This window comes from Saccharopolyspora soli (assembly GCF_022678645.1).
Taxonomy (GTDB): Bacteria; Actinomycetota; Actinomycetes; order Mycobacteriales; family Pseudonocardiaceae; genus Saccharopolyspora; species Saccharopolyspora soli.
On record NZ_JALBWV010000024.1, the window covers coordinates 84,834 to 107,063 of the forward strand.

The 22,230-nt window shown below is 68.6% G+C and carries 26 protein-coding genes and 1 pseudogene; 12 read left to right on the top strand and 15 right to left on the bottom strand.

All coding sequences use genetic code 11. From position 1 onward, the window contains the following. Positions 1–14 precede the first annotated feature (14 nt). Positions 15–902, top strand: a complete 888-nt coding sequence (locus MOQ72_RS19685; protein WP_277954339.1) for a DUF8083 family protein — start codon at positions 15–17, stop codon at positions 900–902. Positions 903–966: 64 nt separating this feature from the next. Here MOQ72_RS19685 and MOQ72_RS19690 read toward each other — a convergent pair whose 3' ends face one another. The 4 genes from MOQ72_RS19690 to MOQ72_RS19705 form a co-directional block, all read right to left on the bottom strand. After that, positions 967–1,776, bottom strand: a complete 810-nt coding sequence (locus tag MOQ72_RS19690) for a methyltransferase domain-containing protein (RefSeq protein ID WP_242185323.1) — start codon at positions 1,774–1,776, stop codon at positions 967–969. A gap of 284 nt (positions 1,777–2,060) precedes the next feature. Further along, positions 2,061–2,621, bottom strand: a complete 561-nt coding sequence (locus tag MOQ72_RS19695; RefSeq protein WP_242185324.1) for an RsiG family protein — start codon at positions 2,619–2,621, stop codon at positions 2,061–2,063. Between the two features lie 168 nt (positions 2,622–2,789). Then, positions 2,790–3,932 (bottom strand): CAF17-like 4Fe-4S cluster assembly/insertion protein YgfZ, encoded by a 1,143-nt coding sequence (gene ygfZ, locus MOQ72_RS19700; RefSeq protein ID WP_242185325.1) that lies wholly within the window; start codon positions 3,930–3,932, stop codon positions 2,790–2,792. Positions 3,933–4,005: 73 nt separating this feature from the next. Further along, entirely contained in the window at positions 4,006–4,437 is a 432-nt protein-coding gene (locus MOQ72_RS19705; protein ID WP_242185326.1) for a Fur family transcriptional regulator, read from the bottom strand. 123 nt (positions 4,438–4,560) lie between these two features. Between MOQ72_RS19705 and MOQ72_RS19710 the strand changes: the two genes are divergently transcribed. Then, the gene (locus MOQ72_RS19710) at positions 4,561–5,409 is read left to right on the top strand and encodes an aminodeoxychorismate lyase (protein WP_242185327.1); all 849 of its coding nucleotides are present in this window, start codon (positions 4,561–4,563) and stop codon (positions 5,407–5,409) included. A gap of 80 nt (positions 5,410–5,489) precedes the next feature. On the opposite strand, the gene MOQ72_RS19715 is transcribed toward MOQ72_RS19710, so the two are convergent. Beyond that, complete coding sequence (locus MOQ72_RS19715) at positions 5,490–6,131, bottom strand: heme-binding beta-barrel domain-containing protein (protein ID WP_242185328.1); 642 nt, start codon at positions 6,129–6,131, stop codon at positions 5,490–5,492. Positions 6,132–6,353: 222 nt separating this feature from the next. Between MOQ72_RS19715 and MOQ72_RS19720 the strand changes: the two genes are divergently transcribed. Continuing rightward, positions 6,354–7,100 (top strand): class I SAM-dependent methyltransferase, encoded by a 747-nt coding sequence (locus MOQ72_RS19720; protein WP_242185329.1) that lies wholly within the window; start codon positions 6,354–6,356, stop codon positions 7,098–7,100. Positions 7,101–7,190: 90 nt separating this feature from the next. Here MOQ72_RS19720 and MOQ72_RS19725 read toward each other — a convergent pair whose 3' ends face one another. The 7 genes from MOQ72_RS19725 to MOQ72_RS19750 form a co-directional block, all read right to left on the bottom strand. Then, a complete protein-coding gene (locus MOQ72_RS19725) occupies positions 7,191–7,490 on the bottom strand; it encodes a DUF1416 domain-containing protein (protein WP_242185330.1) in 300 nt (99 codons plus the stop codon). Between the two features lie 124 nt (positions 7,491–7,614). Beyond that, positions 7,615–8,463, bottom strand: a complete 849-nt coding sequence (locus MOQ72_RS19730; protein WP_242185331.1) for a sulfurtransferase — start codon at positions 8,461–8,463, stop codon at positions 7,615–7,617. Between the two features lie 30 nt (positions 8,464–8,493). Next, positions 8,494–8,943: a DUF4395 domain-containing protein gene (locus tag MOQ72_RS19735; RefSeq protein ID WP_242185332.1), complete on the bottom strand. Its 450-nt coding sequence runs from the start codon at positions 8,941–8,943 to the stop codon at positions 8,494–8,496. A 107-nt stretch (positions 8,944–9,050) separates the two neighbouring features. Continuing rightward, entirely contained in the window at positions 9,051–9,125 is a 75-nt protein-coding gene (locus tag MOQ72_RS45635) for a putative leader peptide (RefSeq protein WP_350945149.1), read from the bottom strand. Positions 9,126–9,202: 77 nt separating this feature from the next. Beyond that, positions 9,203–9,640: a TlpA family protein disulfide reductase gene (locus MOQ72_RS19740; RefSeq protein ID WP_242185333.1), complete on the bottom strand. Its 438-nt coding sequence runs from the start codon at positions 9,638–9,640 to the stop codon at positions 9,203–9,205. Further along, a complete protein-coding gene (locus MOQ72_RS19745) occupies positions 9,637–10,440 on the bottom strand; it encodes an LmeA family phospholipid-binding protein (protein WP_242185334.1) in 804 nt (267 codons plus the stop codon). The genes MOQ72_RS19740 and MOQ72_RS19745 overlap by 4 nt, the downstream gene beginning before the upstream one ends. Before the next feature lie 56 nt (positions 10,441–10,496). Next, positions 10,497–11,255: an alpha/beta hydrolase gene (locus MOQ72_RS19750; RefSeq protein WP_242185335.1), complete on the bottom strand. Its 759-nt coding sequence runs from the start codon at positions 11,253–11,255 to the stop codon at positions 10,497–10,499. Positions 11,256–11,446: 191 nt separating this feature from the next. Here MOQ72_RS19750 and MOQ72_RS19755 point away from each other — a divergent pair, with 191 nt between their 5' ends. The 6 genes from MOQ72_RS19755 (at position 11,447) to pstB (ending at position 17,410) form a co-directional block, all read left to right on the top strand. Next, complete coding sequence (locus tag MOQ72_RS19755) at positions 11,447–12,199, top strand: winged helix-turn-helix transcriptional regulator (RefSeq protein WP_242185337.1); 753 nt, start codon at positions 11,447–11,449, stop codon at positions 12,197–12,199. Positions 12,200–12,295: 96 nt separating this feature from the next. Continuing rightward, on the top strand, positions 12,296–13,255 hold the full coding sequence (gene mshD, locus MOQ72_RS19760; protein WP_308197915.1) for a mycothiol synthase: 960 nt from the start codon (positions 12,296–12,298) through the stop codon (positions 13,253–13,255). Between the two features lie 211 nt (positions 13,256–13,466). Continuing rightward, positions 13,467–14,582 carry a phosphate ABC transporter substrate-binding protein PstS gene (pstS, locus tag MOQ72_RS19765; RefSeq protein ID WP_242185338.1) on the top strand — a complete coding sequence of 372 codons (1,116 nt, stop codon included), beginning with the start codon at positions 13,467–13,469 and terminating at the stop codon, positions 14,580–14,582. Between the two features lie 166 nt (positions 14,583–14,748). Further along, a complete protein-coding gene (gene pstC, locus MOQ72_RS19770) occupies positions 14,749–15,711 on the top strand; it encodes a phosphate ABC transporter permease subunit PstC (RefSeq protein WP_242185373.1) in 963 nt (320 codons plus the stop codon). Then, entirely contained in the window at positions 15,708–16,622 is a 915-nt protein-coding gene (pstA, locus tag MOQ72_RS19775) for a phosphate ABC transporter permease PstA (protein WP_242185340.1), read from the top strand. Before pstC ends, pstA begins: the two co-directional genes overlap by 4 nt. A gap of 11 nt (positions 16,623–16,633) precedes the next feature. After that, positions 16,634–17,410, top strand: a complete 777-nt coding sequence (gene pstB / locus MOQ72_RS19780; RefSeq protein ID WP_242185341.1) for a phosphate ABC transporter ATP-binding protein PstB — start codon at positions 16,634–16,636, stop codon at positions 17,408–17,410. A 113-nt stretch (positions 17,411–17,523) separates the two neighbouring features. On the opposite strand, the gene MOQ72_RS19785 is transcribed toward pstB, so the two are convergent. Continuing rightward, on the bottom strand, positions 17,524–18,090 hold the full coding sequence (locus MOQ72_RS19785; RefSeq protein ID WP_242185342.1) for a TetR/AcrR family transcriptional regulator: 567 nt from the start codon (positions 18,088–18,090) through the stop codon (positions 17,524–17,526). 83 nt (positions 18,091–18,173) lie between these two features. Here MOQ72_RS19785 and MOQ72_RS19790 point away from each other — a divergent pair, with 83 nt between their 5' ends. Both MOQ72_RS19790 and MOQ72_RS19795 read left to right on the top strand, forming a co-directional pair. Continuing rightward, positions 18,174–19,064, top strand: coding sequence for a zinc-binding dehydrogenase (locus tag MOQ72_RS19790; protein WP_242185343.1), 891 nt, complete (start codon positions 18,174–18,176; stop codon positions 19,062–19,064). Position 19,065: 1 nt separating this feature from the next. After that, positions 19,066–19,872, top strand: a pseudogene (locus tag MOQ72_RS19795) (TIGR03564 family F420-dependent LLM class oxidoreductase); the annotation flags it as partial. Between the two features lie 146 nt (positions 19,873–20,018). On the opposite strand, the gene MOQ72_RS19800 reads toward MOQ72_RS19795, so the two are convergent. Next, positions 20,019–20,438 carry a nuclear transport factor 2 family protein gene (locus MOQ72_RS19800; protein ID WP_308197913.1) on the bottom strand — a complete coding sequence of 140 codons (420 nt, stop codon included), beginning with the start codon at positions 20,436–20,438 and terminating at the stop codon, positions 20,019–20,021. A 102-nt stretch (positions 20,439–20,540) separates the two neighbouring features. Between MOQ72_RS19800 and MOQ72_RS19805 the strand changes: the two genes are divergently transcribed. Then, positions 20,541–21,341, top strand: a complete 801-nt coding sequence (locus MOQ72_RS19805) for a helix-turn-helix domain-containing protein (protein ID WP_242185344.1) — start codon at positions 20,541–20,543, stop codon at positions 21,339–21,341. Between the two features lie 24 nt (positions 21,342–21,365). Here MOQ72_RS19805 and MOQ72_RS19810 read toward each other — a convergent pair whose 3' ends face one another. Beyond that, positions 21,366–22,205: a helix-turn-helix domain-containing protein gene (locus MOQ72_RS19810; protein ID WP_242185346.1), complete on the bottom strand. Its 840-nt coding sequence runs from the start codon at positions 22,203–22,205 to the stop codon at positions 21,366–21,368. Between the last annotated feature and the right edge of the window lie 25 nt (positions 22,206–22,230).

Below are 22,230 nucleotides of genomic sequence, written 5' to 3' on the forward strand. Positions count from 1 at the left end.
CGCCGCATGACACCATGCACGCTGTGCCAGAGCCGTTCGTCGCCTATCTGAGGGTGTACGAGCCCTTGTCGTCCTTCGACTCCCCTCTGCGCGAGCAACTGGCGGCAGCCGTTGAGCGCGGGCCGGTCGATCAGTTCGACGCGGGGCTGCGGGAACAAGACGTTTGGTTGCGCAGCCAACTCGCCGCGCCGCCCCGGCTGCTGCCCGGCGAATCCGCCGACGGCGCGGTCCAGGGCGTCGGCGACGTGCTGGTGATCGACCCGGCCGACGTGCCCAGCGCTCCGGCGGCCACCGTGGGACCGGGGCCGCTGGTGTGCCCGTTGGACCTGCGCGGGCGGGCGGCCGCGGCGCTGGTCGGGTTCCTCGGTGATGCCGAGATCCCGCTGCGTTCCGCTGCGTTGTCGGTGCCGGTGGAGAAGGCCAGGGTGCGGGCCAGCGCGGTGGTCAGCGAGCTGGCGGGCAGTGCGGTGCACGTGCTGTCGTCCACCTGGACCGTCCCGCTGCCCTGGTTCGTGCTGGTTGATCCGGTTGAGCGGTGCGTGTTCACCGAGCCGGGGCGGCGCCGGGTGTGCTGGCGGGTGGCGATGGCCGACGCGCGGCGGCGGGTCGCACGGGCGCACGCGATCGGGCGGAAGTCCATCGGCGAGGAAGGGCCGACGCGGATCCTGCGGGAGACCGGCCGCTGGCTGGAGCGCTTCCACCCGCATTCCGCGGTGGAGTTGGACTACGGCGGTCTGGTGCAGCTGATGACGGCGGCTGATCTGGACGCGGACACCTCGGCGGAGGACGTGCACGCGATCGTCGACGCGATGGAAGCCGACGACGCCGAAGAAGTCGGCACCCGCTACGAAGCGCTCCGCGACTTCTGGTCGGAATTCGCCGCCCGCGAACGCCACAACTGACCAGCGGAACCCCGCATGAACGGTGCCGTTGACCAGGTGAGCCGGTCAACGGCACCGTTGACGATCACGGGCGGCAGCGGATCTCGCCGTTGAGGACGGCGAACCAGCCGTCGTCGGAGTCGATCCAGGTGTGCCAGGCCGCGGCGAGTTCTTCCAGCTCGTCGCGGGTGGCCAGGCCGTGGTCCAGCGCCTGCTCGGCGAAGGACGACTGGCGGATGCGGTCCGCCCACAGGTTGCCCCACCAGGCGCGCTCCTCGGGCGTGGCGAAGCACCACGCCGACGTCGTGCAGGTGATCTCGCTGAACCCGGCAGCGCGCGCCCAGGTCTTCAAGTACTTGCCGCCATCGGGGAAGGCCCGGTTGTGGTGCGCCACGTCGCGGTACAGCGCCAGCCAGCGGTCCAGGCCGGGGTTGTCCGGTGACCAGCGCATGCCGCCGTAGTCCGCGTCGCGGGCCGCCACGATGCCGCCCGGCTTGCACACCCGCCGCATCTCGCACAGCGCGGCGACCGGGTCGGTCAGGTGTTGCAGCACCTGGTGGGCGTGCACGACGTCGAAGGAGTTGTCGTCGTAGGGCAGGCCGTAGACATCGGCGTTGGCGAAGGTGACGTTGTGCAGGCCGCGCTCGGCGGCTCCGGTGCGGGCGATCTCCAACGGGGCCTCGACGTTGTCCACGCCCAGCACCGCACCCGGTCCGACGAGGGCGGCGAAGTCCAGCGTGATGGTGCCTGGCCCGCAGCCGATGTCGAGCACGCTGGTGCCCGGCCGCAGGTGCGGGATCAGGTACGCGGCGGAGTTCTCGGCGGTCCGCCAGCGGTGCGATCGCAGCACGCTCTCGTGGTGTCCGTGGGTGTAGGTGTCCGGTCGCGCACTCATGTCATCCGTCTCAAAATGTGGAATATCAGTACCAGTATGTGAGCGTACTCCGAAGAAGTGGCTGTTGGGAAGCAAAAAAGGTCGTGAGTGCGAAAGGGGGCTCCAGCCCGCTTTCGCACTCACGACCTCATTCAGGTGAGCAGTGAAGGGCACCTTCTACCAAGTAAGTTGGTAAAAGGTGCCCTTCACCTCGTTTTCGTCATCCTGCGTGCCGCGAAGTGCGGTTCACGGCAGTACCTCTCGGAGTCCACTTCGGACTGCTCCGACGAGTGGAACCGGGTTGTTCACCGCCGGTCTCGTTCCTCCGCCAGCAGATCGTCCACCGACGCGGCGCCTTCCCGATACCGGCGCGCGATCTCGGCGTTGAGCCGATCCACCACGTCCTGGACCTCCCGGCGGCGCTGCGACACCGAGTCCTCTTCCCCGGTGTAGGCGAGCAAGGCCCGGTCCAGCTTGATCTCGGACAGCGACATGACGTCCGAGAGGTCGACGTCGGAGACCAGTGCTTCGACGTGCCTGCGGTGCGCCTCGGCCCGCGTCGGCTCGGTCGTCTGGTACCGACCGGAACCGGCCGCCGGTCCGACGGCGTTGTCCGCCAGGATGTTCACCAGTTGCTCGACGACCGAGGCGGACCCGCCCTCCTGACGCCGTCGTTGCTCGGCCCGCACGATGTCGATCCGCGCGTGCAACACCCGGCGCAGGTAGGAGAGATCCGTTTCCTCCTGCGCCGCCTCATCGCGCAACGCACGCACTTCGCCGAGCGTGCGGTGTTCCATGCCACTGGTGTAGTCCGGGGACAGGACCCTGTCGATGCGGCGCCGTCCACCCGGGCGGACTTCGATCACGTGGCCATCCTCCGGTAATTCGGTAGAGCTCGCCAACAGTTCGGGTGATGTTGTTTCAACATCGGTGCGAAACCGAGCACTTTCCAGCACACGAGCCGCTGCCGGGTGAGAACGCCACGAGGCTCGGTCCGCACCTGTCAGGCATACCCGCCTCGTCAACTACCGCCGTTACCGGCCGCGCAGCCCCTGGGCCGCGACGCGCCCCGGCGGCTCGCCGGTGTCCGGTGGCACCGAATCGGGATCGACCGCCGCCGCCACCGCGCGGTCCTGCTCCGGATCACCGGCGACGAGCTCGGCATCCACCGGGGTCGACCGCTTGAGCAGCGCCAACGCCACCGGCCCGAGCTCGTGGTGCTGCACCACGCTGCCCACCCGGCCGACCTTGCGCTCGCCGTGCCACACCGGATCGCCGGTCTCCGGCTGGATCTCCACCGAGCCGTCCAGGTGCAGCAGCACCATGCGCCGCGGCGGCTTGCCCACGTTGTGCACCTTGGCCACGGTTTCCTGGCCGCGGTAGCAGCCCTTCGCGACGTGCGCGGCGACGTGCACCCAGCCGAGCTCGTGCGGGATCGCGCGCTCGTCGGTGTCCAGCCCGACCCGTGGCCGCAGCGCCTCCACGCGCAGCGCCTCGAAGGCGAGCGTGCCGGAGGGCCGGATGCCCGCGTCGGTCAGCTTTGTCCACCACTCCACCAGCGATTCCCGCGGCACCACCAGATCGATGGTGGGCAGCGCCCGGAACGGCACGTTCCGGCTGAAACCGCCGCCGGGCAGGCCGTGCACCTCGTACGGCTTGGACGGCGCCGGCGCGAACTGGCCGAGGATGCCGCCCGCGTCCGGGCCGACGGCGGTCAGCACCGCGAATTCGGCCGTGGCGTCCCGAGGCTCCACTTTGGACCAGAACCGCATCGCGTCGAGGTATTCCAGCAACGACTGCCTGCCGTCCACCCCGATCGTCGGCAATGCGCTGGTGGCCTGCGCGCCCGCGTCGGTGTCCAGGTAGACCACGCGCTCGTGGTGCGCCACGAGCATGTGGCTGTCCACGTGGCCGTGGCTGTCGAGCACCAGCGCCTCGGTGCCCTGCCCGTCCGGCAGCTCCGCGACGTGCTGCGACAGCACCAGGTGCAGCCAGCTCAACCGCTCCTCGCCGGGCACCGCGATGACCTCCCGGTGCGAGCGGTCCACCAGCACCGCCGCCCGCGCCGCGGAGCGCTGCTCGGCGAAGGGGTCGCCGAAGTGCCAGGGCACGCCGACGTCCACCGCATCCCCCGGCGCGGGTACCGCACCCGGCAGGTCCAACAGTGGTGAACTCATCAGCGCTCCTCGGTATCTTGCGGGACACCCGCACCCGGTCGGCCTCGATGAGCCGGTGAGGGAGTGTGGCTCATCAGTCCTCCGCGGCGGCGTTGCGGCAGTTCCGGCACAGGCCGGACAGGGCCAGGTGGGTGGGGTCCAGGGCGAACCCGCGTTGCGCGAGCAGCCGCCGGGTCAGGTCGTCCAGCAGCTCGGTGGACACCTCGTCGATCGTCCCGCAGCTGTGGCAGGCCAGGTGGACGTGCTCGTGCTCCTCGACGGAGTAGGTCGGCGCACCGTGCCCCAGATGCGTGTGCCGCACGAGCCCCAGCTCTTCGAGCAGGTCGAGGGCGCGGTAGATCGTGGTGATGTTGACCGTCGAGGCGGTGCCCTGCACTCTGCGGCAGACCTGCTCGGGGGTCGCATGCCCCAGCTCGCGCACCGCGTCCAGCACCAGCTGCCGTTGCGGCGTCATCCGCATGCCGCGTTGGTGCAAGGTGCTGCGCAGCGATCCCTGCTCGCTCAATGCCCGCTCCTGTGCTCGACGCGCTTGAAGGTCGGCACTCCGATCGTAACGCCGCGACCGAACCGACCGGTCGCACGCGCGGGCCGCCGCCGGTCGCGGCCGGCGAAGTTCTAGGCTTCGGGCATGCGCGTACTGGCACTTTTGGATGGGACGATCGTTGATCCGCAGACGCCGCTGTTCCGCGCCGACGACCTCGGGGTGATGCGCGGTGACGGCATCTTCGAGACGATCTTGGTCGTCGACCGGCAGCCGCGGGAACTCGGACCGCACCTCGACCGGCTGGAGCGTTCCGCCGGGCTGATGCAGATGCTGCTGCCCGAACGCTCCGTATGGGAACGTGCGGTGCAGGCGGTCATCGACAACTGGCCGTGGGACACCGACCCGCAGATGGCGTTGAAGCTGGTGTGCACCCGCGGCATCGACGGCGGCGACGGCACGCCCAACGGCTTCGCGATGGGCATGCAGATCGGCGCCGACACCCTGCGCAAGCGCAGCGAGGGCGTCGCGGCCGTGACGCTGGAGCGCGGCTACGCGCCGGACCTGATGGAGCGCGCGCCCTGGCTGCTGCTGTCCGCCAAGACCCTGTCGTACGCGGTGAACATGGCCGCCATGCGGGAGGCCGAGGCACGCGGTGTGGACGAGGTGATCTTCACCGCGACCGACGGTTCGGTGCTGGAGGGCCCGACCTCCAACGTCGTGCTCGCCCAGGGACGCACCCTGCTGACCACGCCGCCGAGTTCGGGCATCCTCAAGGGCACCACCCAGGGCGCGGTGTTCCGCGCCGCGGAGAAGGCGGGGTGGCAGACCAAGGTGGAGAAGTTCCCGGCCTCGGCGCTGTTCGACAGCGACGGCGTGTGGCTGGCTTCCAGCGTGCGGCTGATGACCCAGGTGCGCTCCATCGACGGCACCGAGATCAAGGCGGACGCCGAACTGCACGCCGAGCTCATCCGGCTCTACGAGTCGAACTACTGACGACCGGCGGCGGAACCCGGAGATCTCATCCGAAGTCGCCGGGCTCCGCCGCGACCAACCCATCGCCGTTCGCAGTGCCGTCAGCCGACGATTCGGTCGAGCTTCGCCGACAAGCGGGGCTGCAACTCGTGTTCCGAGGTGGCGCGCTCCTCGACGTAGGCGAGCGAGCCCTCGACGACGCCGTACAACCGGCTGGCCGCCGTGACGTCATCGCTGGTCGGAGTGCGCAGCACCGCGTCGGTGCCGAATTCCCAGGTGGTCTGGTTCCGCGGTGTGCCGAAGAACATCTCCGCGACGCCGCTCTCGTGCAGGACCAGCAGTTCGATCGTGTCGTCCGGCTGCGGGCGCCAGAAGCCGACCTCGCGGAACGCGGGCGCGATGACGTTGCCGCCTTCGCCGTCCAGCCGCCAAGCGCGGCTGGCGTAGGTCAGGAACGGGCGGCCGTCGTGCGCGATGGTCACCTGCTGGATGAAGCGGTAGCTCTCGTCGAGCGACGGGTGCGACGCCTCGCCCTCACCGCGCCAGACGCCGACCAGTGGGAGCAGCGCGAGGCAGGCGTCGTGCAGCGACGGGCCCATGCGCAGGTTGGCGGTGTCGCCGGTACCGGGCAGGTCGTCGAACTCCGGGACGTTGCGGTTCCGGGTGAGCTTGGCGCGCTCCGCCGCCGCGGCGACCGCGGCATCGCCGCTGCCAGGCTGTGGTGCGTTCGGCGTTTGAGTCATCGAATCGAGGTTACCGGTGGCCCCAGATCAGTCGCTGAACAGGCGGTACACCACGTAGCAAGCGAACCAGATGGTCGCGACCGCGGCGAGGCCGACGAGTGTGACTAGGCCGTAGTGCAGGAAGTCGATGAGTTCCACGCGCAAAGGATAACCACCGCGGGCGCCCTGCGGACTGTGGCGTCGGGCATGATCTGCCCAGACCAACAGCCGGGACGGGAGCACATGGACTTCGAGACGCTGCGCGAACGGGCACTTGCCTTCCGCGAGGACCTCTTGGCGCGCAAGGAAAAGATCGCGCCCAGCGACTTCGGCTGGTACCCGTACGACACGATGGCCAACATCTTCCACCTGGACGCGCTGCTCACCGGGCCGCGGCGCGAGGTGTTCGGGACGCTGGCCGGTACCCGCGTCGCCGACATCGGCGCCGCCGACGGCGACTTCGGGTTCTTCCTGGAAGCCGAACTCGGTTGCCAGGTGGATGTGATCGACAACGCGCCGACGAACTTCAACGGGCTGCGCGGCGCGCGGCGGCTCGCCGCGGAGTTGGGGTCCAGCGCCGAGGTGCACGAGATCGACTTGGACGCCCAGTTCCGGCTACCCGCCGAGCACTACGGCGCGGTGTTCTTCCTCGGGCTGCTCTACCACCTGAAGAACCCGTTCTTCGTGCTTGAGGCGCTGGCCAAGCGGGCCGACCTGTGCTTCGTGTCGACCCGGATCGCGCAGGTCGCGCCGGATGGCACCCGGATCCAGCAGCAGCCGGTGGCGTACCTGCTGGATCCGGCGGAGGCCAACAACGACGCGACCAACTTCTGGATCTTCAGCGAGGCGGGCCTGCGGCGGCTGTTCGACCGCACCGGCTGGGAGGTCGTGGACTTCACCACGGTCGGTTGCCAGCAGGACTCCGACCCGCGCTCCCAAGACCGCGACGAACGAGCCTTCGCCCTCCTCCGCGCCAAGCCCGCGGCCTGACGCCGATCACACGGAAGCGTGAAGAGTGAAGGGCACCTTCGACCGGGTAAGCCGGTCAAAGGTGCCCTTCGCTCAGAGAAATTCGTTTGATCAGGCGACTGCGATGTCCACCGCGTGGACGCCGGGGCCCGTGGCGGAGACCTCCGCCTGGCCCTTGCCGTCCCGGTGCAGCGCCCGGACGGTCCAGGTGCCCGCCGCGGCGTAGAACCGGAAGTCACCCTCGGGCGAGGAGACGACCTCTGCGGTGAACTCGCCGGAGGCGTCCAGCAGGCGGACGAAAGCCCCGCCGACCGGCTGGTCCCCGGCCCGCACCTTGCCCGTCACCACGACCTGGTCGGTGTCCTCGGCGACCGCCGTGGCCGACTGCTGCGGCGCTCCGCATCCACTCATGCTCAACGCTCCTTCGTGCGATTTTCCCAAGCGGCGCTACCACTTGGGCCGTGCCTGCGACTCGCCGCGGTGTTCAGGTGGCGACTGAGGTACCGCTGCGCGAGCCGCATTCGAACAGTGCTCGTCAGTTCTTGGCTTCTTCGGCCGGGTTCTCGATCGGCACGCCGACCAGCGAGCCGTATTCGGTCCAGGACCCGTCGTAGTTCTTGACGTTGGTGTTGCCGAGCAGCTCGCGCAGCACGAACCAGGTGTGCGAGGAGCGCTCCCCGATCCGGCAGTAGGCGATGGTCTCCTTCGACGTGTCGAGCCCGGCCTCGGCGTAGATCTCGGTGAGCTCCTCGTCGGACCGGAAGGTGCCGTCCTCGTTCGCGGCCTTGCTCCACGGCACGTTGATCGCCGACGGGATGTGCCCGGCGCGCTGCGCCGATTCCTGCGGCAGGTGGGCCGGGGCGAGCAGCTTGCCCGCGAACTCGTCGGGCGAGCGGACGTCGACCAGGTTCTTGTTGCCGATCGCGGCCACGACCTCGTCGCGGAACGCCCGGATCGAGGTGTCCGGGTCCTGGGCCTTGTAGGTGGTCGCCGCCTTGTTCGGCTCTTCCTTGGTCAGCTCGCGGCCGTCGAGCTCCCACTTCTTGCGGCCGCCGTCGAGCAGCTTGACGTCGCCGTGCCCGTAGAGCTTGAAGTACCAGTACGCGTACGCGGCGAACCAGTTGTTGTTGCCGCCGTACAGGATCACCGTGTCGTCGTTGCTGATGCCCTTGGCGGACAGCAGCTTCTCGAAGCCTTCGCGGTCGACGAAGTCACGGCGCACGTGGTCCTGCAGCTCGTTCTTCCAGTCCAGCTTGATGGCCCCGGGGATGTGCCCCCCGTCGTAGGCGGTGGTGTCCTCGTCCACCTCGGCGAACACCACCCCGGCGGTGTTCAGGTTCTGTTCGGCCCACTCGGTGGAAACCAGGACCTCTGCGCGGCTCATCGAGCGACTCCTTCGTTGATCTTCGATGGTTCAGCGGGTGTCTGATGCGGACGCACCGGCGGGGGCGAAGCGCCGGAGCAACAGGTACATCTGGCAGCCGAGGCAGTATCCGAACACCGCGTTTAGCAGCGCCGCCACCAGGGCGAACGCGTTAGCGACGATGCCCAGCGCGGTCCACTCGGCGACGTAGCCGACGGTGGCCACCAGGGTGAAGGCGAAACCGACGCCCTGGGAGAACCGGACCGGTGCGGGGTCTTCGCGTTCGGCCGGGTCGACCGGTGCGAGGCGCGGCTGCACCGCCTGCCGGTAGAGGTAACCCCACGGGTTGAGCCGCATTCCGAGGAACGCGCACATCCCGAACAGCACCATCTGGGCGGCCAACACCCGCCAGCTGGTGGTGACCAGGCCGAGGGCCAGGATCACGCTGGTCATTCCAGCGGTGAAGCGAACGCCACGTGGGTCGAGTGTTCTGGCAGACAATGGGGCCTCCTGACTGTGGACTGCGGCTGCCGAGTCCGTCAGGCGGTTTGGACGCACACCCTTGCCGTGGCACAACCGTGCAAGGTGCAAGACGTACTACCGCCCGGTCAGTGCCCGCAACACAGGCTGCTGCCCACGCGGCAAAGATCGACCGCGCGCCTTCGGGTCAGCAGTACATGCACGCGTGGGAGGCTACCGGCTAGACCGATCGGCGGGAACCTCGTTCACTAGGTGAGACGTAAGACGCGGCTGTGATCGGTTACAGGTGGGGTTGGAGGGTGGCGGCGAGCACGTCGCGGCGCGGGACGCCGCCCACGCGGAACAGCTCCCGCCCTTTGCTGTCCAGCGCGAGCGTCGTCGGGGTGCGGTGCACCCGCAGCGGCGTCGACCACTCCGGATGATCGGTGAGGTCGACCTCCACGTGCCGCACGCCGTCGGTGCGCTGCGCGAAGTCGGTCAGCAGGATGCGGGTGTGCCGACACGGCGCGCAGAAGGTGGTGGACAGCTGCAGCAGCGTCACCTTCGCGTCCTCGTCCGGAGCGTCGGCGAGTCGTTGTCGCAGGCCCTCGGGGAACTGGTCCAACAAGATCTCCTCGCTGGGTTTGGTGCGCACCCTGCCTTCGCGGTTCCGCCACACCAGGCCGAAGACCACGGCGACGACGACGGCGATCAGCAGTGCCCAGGTTCCGGCGTTCACCCCGTGCTCACCCCGCTGGAGTTGATCGTGACGTTGTCCGCGGTGCCCTCGATGACCAGCGCGCCCCGTTCCGCGCGCACGGCGGTCGGGGTGATCTCGAACGGCAGCATGCCGGGGTCGAGGGTGGTGCTGAACTGCTTGAGCACCGACTGCTCGAACAGCGGCGGCAGCTCGATCGGCCCGAGCGCGCTGTTGTTCAGGTCCAGCTTTCGCGGGTCGATCTCCATCTTGCCGTTGACCAGCGACAACACCGCGATCACCCGCACCTTGTTGTCGGAACCGGCAATGTTCACGGTGCCGTCGAGCTGCACCACGGTCTTGGTGTCGTCGGTACCGGCCGCGAGCTGCTCGTCCTCGCTGCTGATGTTGCCTTCGTCGTCGGCCAGCGCGTCCTTGTCCGCCGGGTTGATCGTGAGGTCCTGGATGCCGATCAGCCGCGCGACGTCGGACGCCTTCAGCTTCACCCGGCCGACCAGCTGATCGACGGTGACGTGGTCGGCGGTACCGGCCAGCAGTTCGGCGGTGGACACCCGCGCACCGTGCAGGTCGGCTTCGATGCCGACCTCGTTGAGCTGACCGACCTGCACCGCGTTGGCCGCCAACTGCACGTCGCGGTAGTTCCCGGCGACGACCTGGGTGAGGAACGGGAAGCCGTTGATCCGCACCTCGGGGTCCTCGCGGAGGTGCAACTGCGCGGCCATCCGCTTCGACACCTGGTACTCGGCGATCGCGGCCGCGCCGAAGTCGGCGCCCACCAGGACGCCGAAGAGGATTACGAGTGCGATGGCGAGCTTCTTCACCGAACGGTCCGTTCTGTCGGGGCCAGGCAGATGGCCGACGGCTTCCCCGTTGAGCCCTAGCGGCCACCACGATCGGGTGGCTTCACTGTATCGGCCGCCCACCGGGCGATGCGGTCCACCAAATCGGGGCCGGTCGCGCTCTCGGCGTGCCGCATGCCCGTTTCCAGCCACAACTCGCCGCCGCCCGCCTCGCTGAGCGCGACCGCGTCGGCCACCGGGAAGTAGTGGTCCTGGTCGCCATGCACGATCAGCAGCGGCACCGGGATGCGCGGCACCAGCTCAATCGGCGAGATCGGCACGTCCGGCCACGCCGGGGCGAGGCGGACGCCGAGCAATCGGGCGCTCCACCGGCCGTGCGGCTGTTCGAGCAGCCAGTGCACCCGGCGCATCGCGGGCGTGTCGCGGACCCACCAGCGCGCCGGGCTGCTCACCGAGATCACCGCGTCCGGCGCCGCGGACAGCGCCGCGTGGCGGAGCACCACCGAGCCGCCCAGTGAGAAGCCGACCGTAACCACTCGTTCACAGCCGAGGTCGCGCAGGTGTTGGACAGCGGCGGCGATGTCCAGCGCCTCGGCCGGGCCGACGGTGGTCCGCCCACCGGAGCGGCCGTGGCCGCGAAAATCGACCGCGAGCACCGGCGCGTGGCCGGACAACCGCTCCAACACCCGGCGCACGCTGGGCTTGCGCACGTGGTTGGTAAAACCGTGCCCGACCACGAAACCCAGCTCGGCGGGCAGTCCGGGCCCCAGGTACAGCAGACCGCGCAGCACCGTGCCGTCGTCGGCGGCCAGCGCGACCCGGCGGGCGTGACACATTCCCGTAACAAATGGTCGACTGTTGTTCACAAATGTGATGCCGCCGGTTGGACCTGGGTTTTTCCGCCGCATTTCGGTTATTCTCCTTGCCATCCACAGGCAACGACGCCGAGCCATCCGTTTGTCGAGCGGGTGGTGCCTTTCCCCTCACCGGTCGTCGGTTGTTCTCGCCTTGGGACGGAGGCCCCCAGATGAGCTCCGAGCTGCTGCTGCTTACCAGCGAATCGGACTGCGAAGCGGTATTGCCCTCGCTGACCCTGCTACCGCACCGAGTCCGCACCCTGCCCGCCGATCCGGGCGCCATCCTCTCCGGTGGTGCGCACGACGTGATCCTGGTCGACGCCCGGACCGATCTGGCCGGCGCCCGCGACCTGTGCCGTCTGCTGTCGGCGGGAGACGTGCCGGTGATCGCGCTGGTCAACGAGGGCGGCCTGGTCACGATCAGTGCCGAGTGGGGGGTCGACGACATCCTGCTGCCGACCACCGGCCCGGCCGAGATCGACGCCCGGCTGCGGCTGCTGGTCTCGCGGCGCAGCAACACCAACGCCACCGGCGACGGTTCGCTGAGCGTCGGCGACCTGGTGATCGAGGAGGCGACCTACACCGCGCGGCTGAGGGGGCGGGCGCTGGAACTGACCTACAAGGAGTTCGAGCTGCTGAAGTTCCTCGCCCAGCACGCGGGCCGGGTGTTCACCCGAGCCCAGCTGTTGCAGGAGGTGTGGGGCTACGACTTCTTCGGCGGCACCCGCACGGTGGACGTGCACGTGCGGCGGCTGCGCGCGAAGCTCGGCCCGGAGCACGACTCGATGATCGGCACGGTCCGCAACGTCGGCTACAAGTTCGTCCGGCCGAACCGCACCAACTCCCCGCTGGTCGCTGAGTCGTCCGAGCCGGACCAGGTGGGGATCGAAGCGGTGGACCGCGAAACGATCACCACGTCCTGACCCGATCCACGAGGGCGACGACGAACCGCGTCCGCGGTGGCTGAGTTCGTTCCCAGCGCTTCGGCCGCGTCAACCGCGAGGATCGTGGGTAACGTCATTGGCGTGCAGCTGACTTGGCGTAATGGACTGGACAGCAGTGAAGCGGCCGAGGTCATGGGTCTGCTCGACAAGACCGAGAAGACCGACGGGGTGGCCCCGGTCGGCGAACACGTGATCTTGCGCCTGAAGGCGCACCGGGACGTCATCCACCAGATCGAGCCCGTGCAGGCCGATGTGCGCTCCGAGCACTTCGTGGTGCGCGATGCCGGGGGCGTGCTGATCGGCTACGCGCACCTGGACACCGAGCACGAGAAGACCGCCGGTCAATTGGTCGCCGAGCTCGCGGTGCACCCCGACCACCGCCGCAAGGGCGCTGGCACCCGCCTGGTGGAGGCGCTGCTGGACCGCGCCGAGCTGTCCACCGAGCCCGCGCCGGACCTGGGCCGCCTGCGGATCTGGTCGCACGGCGAGCACCCGGGCGCGGTGCGGCTCGCCGAGCGCTTCGGGCTCAGCCGTCCGCGCGAGCTCTGGCGGATGGGCCGGGAGCTCGCCGAGCCGGAGCTGCCGACGGTGGAAACACCCGAAGGTGTCCGGATTCGCACCTTCCGGGTGGGCCGGGACGAAGCCGCGCTGGTCGAGGTCAACCACCGGGCGTTCGCCTGGCACCCGGAGCAGGGCGGCATGACCGTGCAGGACCTGCGCGCCAAGGAGCGCGAGGAGTGGTTCGACCCCGCCGGGTTCTTCCTCGCCGTGGACAGCCGCGACGAACTGCTCGGCTTCCACTGGACCAAGGTGCATCCCGACGGCATGGGTGAGGTCTACGTCGTCGGCGTCGATCCCAATGCGCAGGGCGGTGGACTGGGACGGTCACTCACCGTGGCGGGATTGCGGTATCTCCGGGACATCGGATGCCGTCAGGTGATGCTCTACGTCGAGGCGGACAACGAGCCCGCCATCAAGATCTACCAGCGGTTGGGGTTCGGCAAATGGGATACCGACGTGCAATTTGGGCGCTGATCTGGCGCTGCCCTGCGTAACCCGGCCACTTCAGTGCGAAGCCGAAGATCCCCCGTTGGAATGCGCGTCCGCTTACTTAGCGTGCCTTGTTCACCTTCCATTCACCTCGATGGCGGCGACCGTCCACCCCGACTCCTTAGCGTCCGTGGTGAGCGGCAGAAGCACCGGCCTGTCGCGCAATGCCTGGTGTTTCCTTGACTGGAGGAACGAAGTGAAGATCAAGCGGCACAGCGCCGCGTTCGCCGTCCTCGCCGCAGGCGCGCTCGTGCTCGCAGGCTGCGGCTCGGATCAGAACGCTCCTGCCGGTGGTGGCAACCCCGCCCTGGACAGCCTGCAGGTCGAATGCGGCACCAAGACCCTCTCCGCAGAGGGCTCGTCCGCGCAGAAGAACGCCGTGGACGTGTTCAAGCGCGACTACGGGCTCAAGTGCCAGGGTCAGCAGGTCAACTACACCGGGTCCGGCTCCGGCCGCGGTGTCTCCCAGTTCATCGCTGGCCAGATCGACTTCGGTGGTTCCGACTCGGCGCTGAGCGAGTCGAAGGGCGAAGTCGCCAAGGCCGCCGAGCGCTGCCAGGGCAACCCGGCCTGGAACCTGCCGATGGTCTTCGGTCCGGTCGCCATCTCCTACAACCTGCCCGGTGTCACCGACCTGACCCTCAACGCCGACGTGGTCGGCAAGATCTACCAGGGCCAGATCAAGAAGTGGGATGACCCGGCGATCAAGGCGCTGAACCCGAACGCGCAGCTGCCGTCCATCGACATCGTGCCGTTCTTCCGCTCCGACGAGTCCGGCACCACGGAGAACTTCCAGAAGTACCTGGCCACCGCCACCGGCGGCGCTTGGACCGGCACGGGCAAGACCCTCCAGGGCGGACCCGGAATCGGCCAGGGCCGGGAGGGCAGCGACCAGGTCGCGCAGTCGGTGAAGGCCACCGAGGGCGGCTTCACCTACGTCGAGTGGTCCTTCGCCAAGAACCTGGGCCTGGGCATCGCCAAGATCGACAGCGGCGCTGGCCCGGTCGAGCTGACCACCGCCAACATCGGCAAGGCCATCGAAGGCGCCCAGATCGAGGGCCAGGGCAACGACCTGCGGGTCAACCTCGAATCGATCTACGGCAACAAGGCTGCGGGCGTCTACCCGGTCGTGCTGAACACCTACGAGATCGTCTGCTCCAAGGGCTACGACCCGGAAACCCTGAAGTCCGTCAAGGCGTTCCTGACGGTGGCCGCCAACGCCAACCCGCAGGAGCTGGAGAGCGCCGGTTACGTTCCGCTGCCGGAGGGCTTCAAGACCAAGGTCCTGGACGCGGTCAACGCAATCTCGTGAGTAACCCAAGTCGCACACAACCAGGGCGAACAACGGGTCGAACGGACGAAGTGAGAGGCTGCAAACAGCAGTGACCGACTCGACGAGAGCCGAGCTGCGCCCCGCGGACCGCACCTCCGGTGCCCCGCGGGGCGCTTCGGCGCCCAGTTCTGGACCGGAGGCCCCCATTTCCGCTCCTGACACTTCTGCGGGCAGGACGTACCGCATCGGCGACCGGGTGTTCTCCTCGGTCGCGACCGCATCCGGTGCCTTCGTGGTGGCGCTCATCGCGGCGATCGGGATCTTCCTGCTGATCCGCGCGGTACCGGCGCTGCAGGTCGACCAGGTGAACTTCCTGTTCAGCCGGGAGTGGGACACGCGGGATCCGAACAACCTGACGTTCGGCATCCTCGACCTGGCTTGGATCACGGTGGCCAGTTCGGTGGTCGCGCTGGTGATCGCGATGCCGCTGTCCTGCGGTATCGCGCTGTTCCTCACCCAATACGCGCCGCGCGGCCTCGCCCGGCCGTTCGCCTACGTCGTCGACCTGCTCGCCGCGGTCCCCTCGGTGGTCTACGGCCTCTGGGGCTTCCTGGTGCTGGCGCCCGTGCTCCGGCCGGCCGCGTTGTGGTTGAACCAGAGCCTCGGCTGGATCCCGCTCTTCGCCGAGGGCAACGTGCGGCCGATGGGCGGGGGGACGGACGTGTTCACCGCCGGGATCGTGCTCGCCGTGATGATCATTCCAACGATCACCGGTGTCACCCGCGAGGTCTTTTCCCGCACCCCCAGCACGCACATCGAGGGTGCGCTGGCACTCGGCGCCACCCGCTGGGAGGTCGTGCGCGCCACCGTCTGGCCGTTCGGACGCAACGGTTTCATCGGCGGCTCGATGCTCGGGCTCGGCCGGGCGCTGGGCGAAACGATGGCGCTCACCATCATCCTCAGCGCTGTCACCGCTCCGCCCAACTACAGCATCTTCGACGCCGGTGCGACCTTCGCGTCCAAGATCGCGCTCGGTGCTGCGGAGTTCAACAACAATCTGCAGGTCGGCGCATACATCTCGGCAGGGTTGGTGCTGTTCGTCATCACCTTCGCCGTCAACGCGATCGCCCGTTGGATCGAGAGCACCAGCGGTGGGGAGAAAGCATGAGGACCGACACCGCGGACGTGGACAAGCTCGCCGCGCCACCGGCGTTCCAGAGCATCGGCGCTGCACGCAAGTTCAAGAACAACGTCGCCACCACGTTGTTCGCCGCGGCGTTCGTGATCGCGGTGATTCCGCTGCTGTGGGTGCTGTGGACGCTGTTGGAACGGGGCCTGCGGCCGGTGCTCAGCGCGGACTGGTGGACGCACTCGTTCAACGGCCTGCTGCCCAACGACTTCGGCGGCGGTATTTACCACGCGCTGGTAGGCACCGTGCTGCAAGGGCTGGTGTGCGTGGTCATCGCGGTGCCGCTGGGCGTCTTGGTGGGCATCTACCTGGTCGAGTACGGGCGCCAGTCGCGGTTGGCCAAGGTCGCCACGTTCATGGTGGACATCCTCAGCGGTCTGCCGTCGATCGTGGCCGGTCTGTTCATCTACGCGCTGTGGATCACCACCTTCGGCTTCCACCGCAGCGGAATCGCGGTGGCGTTCGCGCTCCTGCTGCTGATGCTGCCAGTGGTCGTCCGGGTGACCGAGACGATGCTGGTGATCGTGCCGGACGAGCTGCGCGAGGCGTCCTACGCGCTCGGCGTGCCCAAGTGGAAGACGATCGTGCGGATCGTGCTGCCGACGGCTCTGTCGGGCATCCTCACCGGTGTGATGCTGGGCTTGGCCCGCGTGCTGGGCGAGACCGCGCCGCTGCTGATCCTGGTGGGCTACTCCAGCGCGATCAGCTTCAACCTCTTCAACGGGGAGATGGCGTCGTTGCCGCTGACCATCTACATGGAGCGCCGCACCGGCACGCTGGCCGGTGATTACCGGATGTGGGGTGCCGCGCTGACCCTCGTGCTCGTCATCATGCTGATCAACCTTGTCGCGACGGCGCTGTCCAGGCTCTTCGCGATCAAGACGAAGTAGGGACTCCAAACATGGCCAAGCGTCTCGACGTCAAGGACCTGAACCTGTTCTACGGCAAGTTCCACGCCGTGCAGGATGTGACCCTGCAGGTCCCCGCCCGCAGCGTCACGGCCTTCATCGGGCCGTCCGGTTGTGGCAAGTCGACCGTGCTGCGTTCGTTGAACCGGATGCACGAGGTCATCCCGGGCGCTCGCGTCGACGGCAAGGTGTCGCTGGACGGCGAGGACGTCTACGCCAGCGACGTGGACCCGGTGCAGGTGCGCCGCACCATCGGCATGGTGTTCCAGCGGCCCAACCCGTTCCCGACCATGTCGATCCGGGACAACGTGGTCGCTGGCCTGAAGCTGGCTGGCGAGAAGAACAAGAAGCACCTCGACGAGGTCGCCGAGCGGGCGCTGCGCGGGGCGAACCTGTGGGAAGAGGTCAAGGACCGGCTGACCAAGCCCGGCGGTGGGCTCTCCGGCGGTCAGCAGCAGCGGTTGTGCATCGCGCGGGCGATCGCGGTGCGTCCGGACGTGCTGCTGATGGACGAGCCGTGTTCGGCGCTGGACCCGATCTCCACGTTGGCGATCGAGGACCTGATCGCCGAGCTCAAGCAGGACTACACGATCGTCATCGTCACGCACAACATGCAGCAGGCGGCGCGGGTGAGCGACCAAACGGCGTTCTTCAACCTGCGAGCGGTCGGCGAGCCGGGCCAACTGGTGGAGATCGACGAAACGGGCAAGATCTTCTCCAACCCAACCCAGAAGGCCACGGAGGACTACATCTCCGGCCGCTTCGGCTAGTCCAGGAACGAGTGAAGGGCACCTTTGACCGGCTTACTCGGTCAAAGGTGCCCTTCACTCATCGCCCGAATGGGGTCGTGAGTGCGGAACCGGGCTGGAGCCCGGTTGTCCACTCACGACGGCGCTTGCAGCAGTGCCATCGCCAGGGATTGGACCGAGTCCGCGAAGGAGTCGCCGCGGCGTCGCATGTGGCGGATCAGGTCGGCGTCGAAGGTCGCCAGGATCGCGTGGCTGAGGAAGTCCGCGTCCAGGTCGGGGCGTTCCGCGCTGATCAGGTTCGCGATGTGCTGGGCCCAGAAGCGGTAACTGGGGTCTTCGTGCTTGTTGTCCGCGCAAGCCGCTTCGTGCGCTGAGAGCAGCGCGGCGTTCTGCTCGCCGATGGCGGTCAGCTCGGCCAAGAACGCCAGGAGCCGCTCGCCCGCGGGTGCGCCCGGCCCCAGCGGTGGCGGGCCTTCGGTGACGCTTTCGCGGAGCGCGCGGGAGCGTTCTTCCAGGAGCTCCCGGATCAGACCCGCTCGGCTGCCGAAGCGGCGGAACACCGTGCCCTTGCCGACCCCAGCCTCGGCCGCGACCGCGTCCAGCGACACGTGGTCGCGGCCGCATTCGACCAGCAGCCGCTCGGCCGCTGCCAGCACGGCCTGGCGGTTGCGCGCCGCGTCGGCTCGCTCCTGCTTCGGCACGTCACCTCCCGCGATTGAACCGGACTGTCAGTCCGCCTATGCTACCGTGGCAAAAGCGGACCACCAGTCCGGTTGGAGGAGACATGCGAGCACTCGTCGTCGACCCGGAAGCGCCGGTGAAGTTGCGCATCGGTGAGGTTCCGGAGCCGACACCGGGGCCAGGCCAGGTGCTGCTCGACGTCCAGCACATCTCGCTCAACCACGGCGAAATCGCCTTCGCCGGGAGCCAGCAGCCGGACACCGTGCACGGCTACGACGCCGCGGGCGTCGTCGTGCGGGCGGCCGCTGGGAGCCCGCCGGTCGGCACTCGGGTGATCGCGTTCGGCGCGGGTGCCTGGGCGGAGCGCATGGCGGTCAACGCCGACGCAGTGGCGGAGGTGCCGGAGTCGGTCGACCTGGCTGAGGCGGCGGCGCTGCCGATGGCGGGCATCACGGCGCTGCGCAATCTGCGCAGCACAGCGATCCTCGGCAAACGCGTGCTGATCACCGGCGCTTCCGGCGGGGTTGGTCGGTATGCCGTGCAGCTCGCGTTGATCGGCGGGGCGCACGTCATCGCGCAGGACAACCGGCAAGAAGGTCTGGCCGAGTTGGGTGCGCACGAGGTGGTGTCCGATCTGGGCGGTGTGCAGCCGGTCGATCTGGTGCTGGACAACGTCGGTGGTCCGCTGCTGGTCGAGGCGTGGCGGTTGGTCAAGTTGGGTGGGCGGGTGCAGAACATCGGTTGGACATCCGGTGCGGCGGCGGTGTTCGAGCCGTATTCGCTGTTCGCGGTCGGTCCGTCGAAGTCGCTGAACACCTGGGGCGACGTGGCCGCTCCCGCCGAAGATCTGGCCACTTTGGTCAGTTTTGTCGCGGCCGGTCGGTTGTCCCCGGAGGTCGGCTGGCGCGGCACGTGGGACCGCCTCGACGAGGCCGCCGATGCGCTACTGCGACGACGCATCGCGGGCAAGGCAGTGCTGGACGTGGGGATCTGACATGCGAATCGGGCTGAGTGTCGACGATCGAGGGCTTTCGCACGCCGATCTCGTGGCGGAGGTGCGCAACGCCGCCGACGCCGGTTTGGCGAGTTTCTGGCTGGGACAGCACACCGCGGGCGATGCGCTGACATCGCTTGCGGTGGCAGGCAGTGCAGTCCCCGGAATCCGCCTCGGTACGGCTGTCGTGCCGACCTACCCGCGCCATCCGCTGGCGCTCGGTGCGCAGGCGCTGACCGCGCAGGCCGTCACGGGCAACCGGCTTGATCTCGGCATCGGGACGAGCCATCGGATGATCATCGAGGAGCAGTTCGGCTATTCCTTTGACAAACCAGCCCGGCACCTGCGCGAATACCTGGCTGCGCTGCGGCCCGTGCTGCGCGGTGAAACCGTCGATTTCGACGGCGAGACGCTGAAAGCCGCAGGACGGATCGACGTCCCAGGGGCCGAGGCGCCCGCGGTGCTGGTAGCCGCCCTCGGCCCGGCCATGCTGCGCGTCGCGGGCGAACTCGCCGACGGCACGATCACGGTCTGGGCAGGGCCGAGCACACTGGACAACTACGTCCTCCCGCAGTTGCACCGCAGCGCGGACGAACCGCGGGTGGTGGCGATGGTTTCGGTGTGCGTCACCGCGGATGCCGAGGACGCGAGCAGGCGATTCGGCGAACAGTTCGGCGGAGCGGGGAATTTGCCCAGCTATCGCGCCATGTTGGAACGGGAAGGCGCCGCTGGACCGGAACAGGTGGCCGTCATCGGTGACGAGACCTCGGTGGCGCGACGGCTTCGCCAGTTCGCCGAAGCGGGCGCGACCGAGTTGGTCGGAATCCCTTACGGCACAGGGGAAGAGCAACGGCGTACCAAGGACCTGCTGGCCCACCTGAACCAGGGGTGGGGGGGGGGGGGGGGGGGGCGCCCGCCCCCCCCCCCCCCCCGGGCCCCCCCCCCCACGACCGTTCACATCGCCGGAACCCTGTCCAGGAAACCGTGCACGTCGCGGATCCGGCCGTCGTCGTCCAGGACCGCGACGTCGAAGCCGACCACCACCGCTTCTCCGTCAGCCGGGCCGAGTTCCCAGGTGAAGCGGGCGATGCTGTGGTGGGCGTCGAAGGTTCCGCCAGGGCGGAAGACGAAGTCCGGGAACTGGCCCTGGACCGCTGCGATCGTGGCATCGATCGCCGCCCTGCCCCGCACCTCGGCCAGCGGGTCGGTGTAAGTGCCTTCAGCCGTCCAGAGTTCGTCGACCGCGGCGCGGCGCTTGTCGGCGTCCCGCTCGTTCCAGGCGGCGAGGTAGCGGTCCAGGAGTTGGTCGAAGCTCATCGGTGCGTCCTTTCGTGCTGCGATCTCGGTGGCACCAGCTTGCGGCCCGGAAGTCATCGCGTCGATTACCCGAGAAGTAATGACGATCAGAGCGGCCAGGCCACCTGACCGCAGCAGCTTTACCTGGGAGGTAATGGCCCGGCTGACTAGTGTCGTGGTGTGACGACAGTGGAATCGCGCCCGGTGGGGGCGCTGCTGCGGGAATGGCGGGAGCGTCGGCGGCTGAGCCAGCTGCAACTCTCGTTGGACGCCGACATCTCCACGCGGCACCTCAGCTTCGTGGAGACAGGGCGGTCCAAGCCGACCAAGGAGATGATCCTGCGGCTCAGCGAGCACCTCGACGTCCCGCTGCGGGAACGCAACGGGCTGCTGCTCGCGGGCGGTTACGCACCGGCCTACCCGGCGAGCGGCCTGGAAGCGCCGGAGCTGGCGGCGGTGCGCGCGGCGTTGCGGCAGGTGCTGGCCGGGCACGAGCCGTACCCGGCGCTGGTCGTCGACCGGGCGTGGCAGCTGGTCGAGGCCAATGCGAGCATCCAGCTGTTCCTCGAAGCAGCGACCCCGGAACTGCTCGCGCCGCCGGTGAACGTGCTGCGGCTGAGCCTGCACCCGGAAGGCATGGCGCCGAACATCGTCAACCTCGGTGAGTGGCGCGCGCACGTCCTCGGCCGCCTGCGCCGCCAATCCGCCGCAACCGCCGACCCGGCGCTCGTCGACCTGCTCGCCGAACTGCGCGACTACCCGTGCGACCAGCCAGAACCCGAAGTCGAACTGCCCGGCGCGGGCGATGTCGTGGTGCCACTGCGTTTTCGGCACGGCGACCGGGAGCTGTCGTTCTTCAGCATGACAGCGGTTTTCGGGACTCCGCTGGACGTCACGGTCGCCGAACTCGCCATCGAGTCCTTCTTCCCCGCCGACCGATCCACGATGGACACCCTCCGCGCCGAGGCAGGTGCCGCCTAGCACCGCAGCCGCCGGAAGGCGTTGTCACGTCGGGATTTCGTCGGCGATGGCCGAGATGAAAGCGCTGGAATCCTTGGGGTTCAACGCCAGCCCGCAGACCTGCTCGAAGGCTTTTAGGTAGTCGGCGGTGTCGGCGGCCTTGTCCAGGAACCGGGAGTTCGCCGAGTCCCCGAGGTGCACGACCTGGGGGTCGGCGTCGTCCGGGAACGAGAACACCGCGATCCGGTCGCCCATCAGCGGATGCCCGCCGACCTGGAACGGCAGCACCTGGATGGTGACGTTGCGGCGATAACCCAGCAGCACCAAGTGCTCCAGCTGCTGGCGCATCACGCCGGGCCCGCCGACGGCGCGGCGCAACGCCGACTCGTCGAGCACCGCCCACAACTCCAGCGGATGCTCACCGAGCAGCCGTTGCTGCCGGGTTGCGATCACGGTCAGCCGCTCGGTCAGCTCGTCCGGGCCGTGGATGTGCGCGTCGGTGTTCAGCAGCGCCTGGCTGTACTCGGCGGTCTGCAGCAGCTCCGGGAGCGGGTCCGCGCCGTAGCAGCTCACCGCTTTCGCCGAGGTCTCCAGCCCGAGGTAGGTCTGCAGGCCGGGCCGCTGCGCGGTGCTCGGGAACTGCTGCCACCAGCCGCGCTGCTTGGAGTCCTGCGCGAGGTCCACCAGCGACGTGAGCTCGTCGTCGGTAGCGCCGTAGAACTCGGCCATCAGCCGCACGTCGGAAGTGCGGACCGGCACTCGGCCCAGTTCGATCTGACTGATCTTGCCCTGGGAGCAGTCCAGGTGGGCGGCGACTTCGCGGTGCGTGCGCCCGGCGGTCTCGCGCAGTCGGCGCAACTCGCTGCCCAGTCTTCTGCGATGCACGGTAGGACTCTTACGCACCGCACAC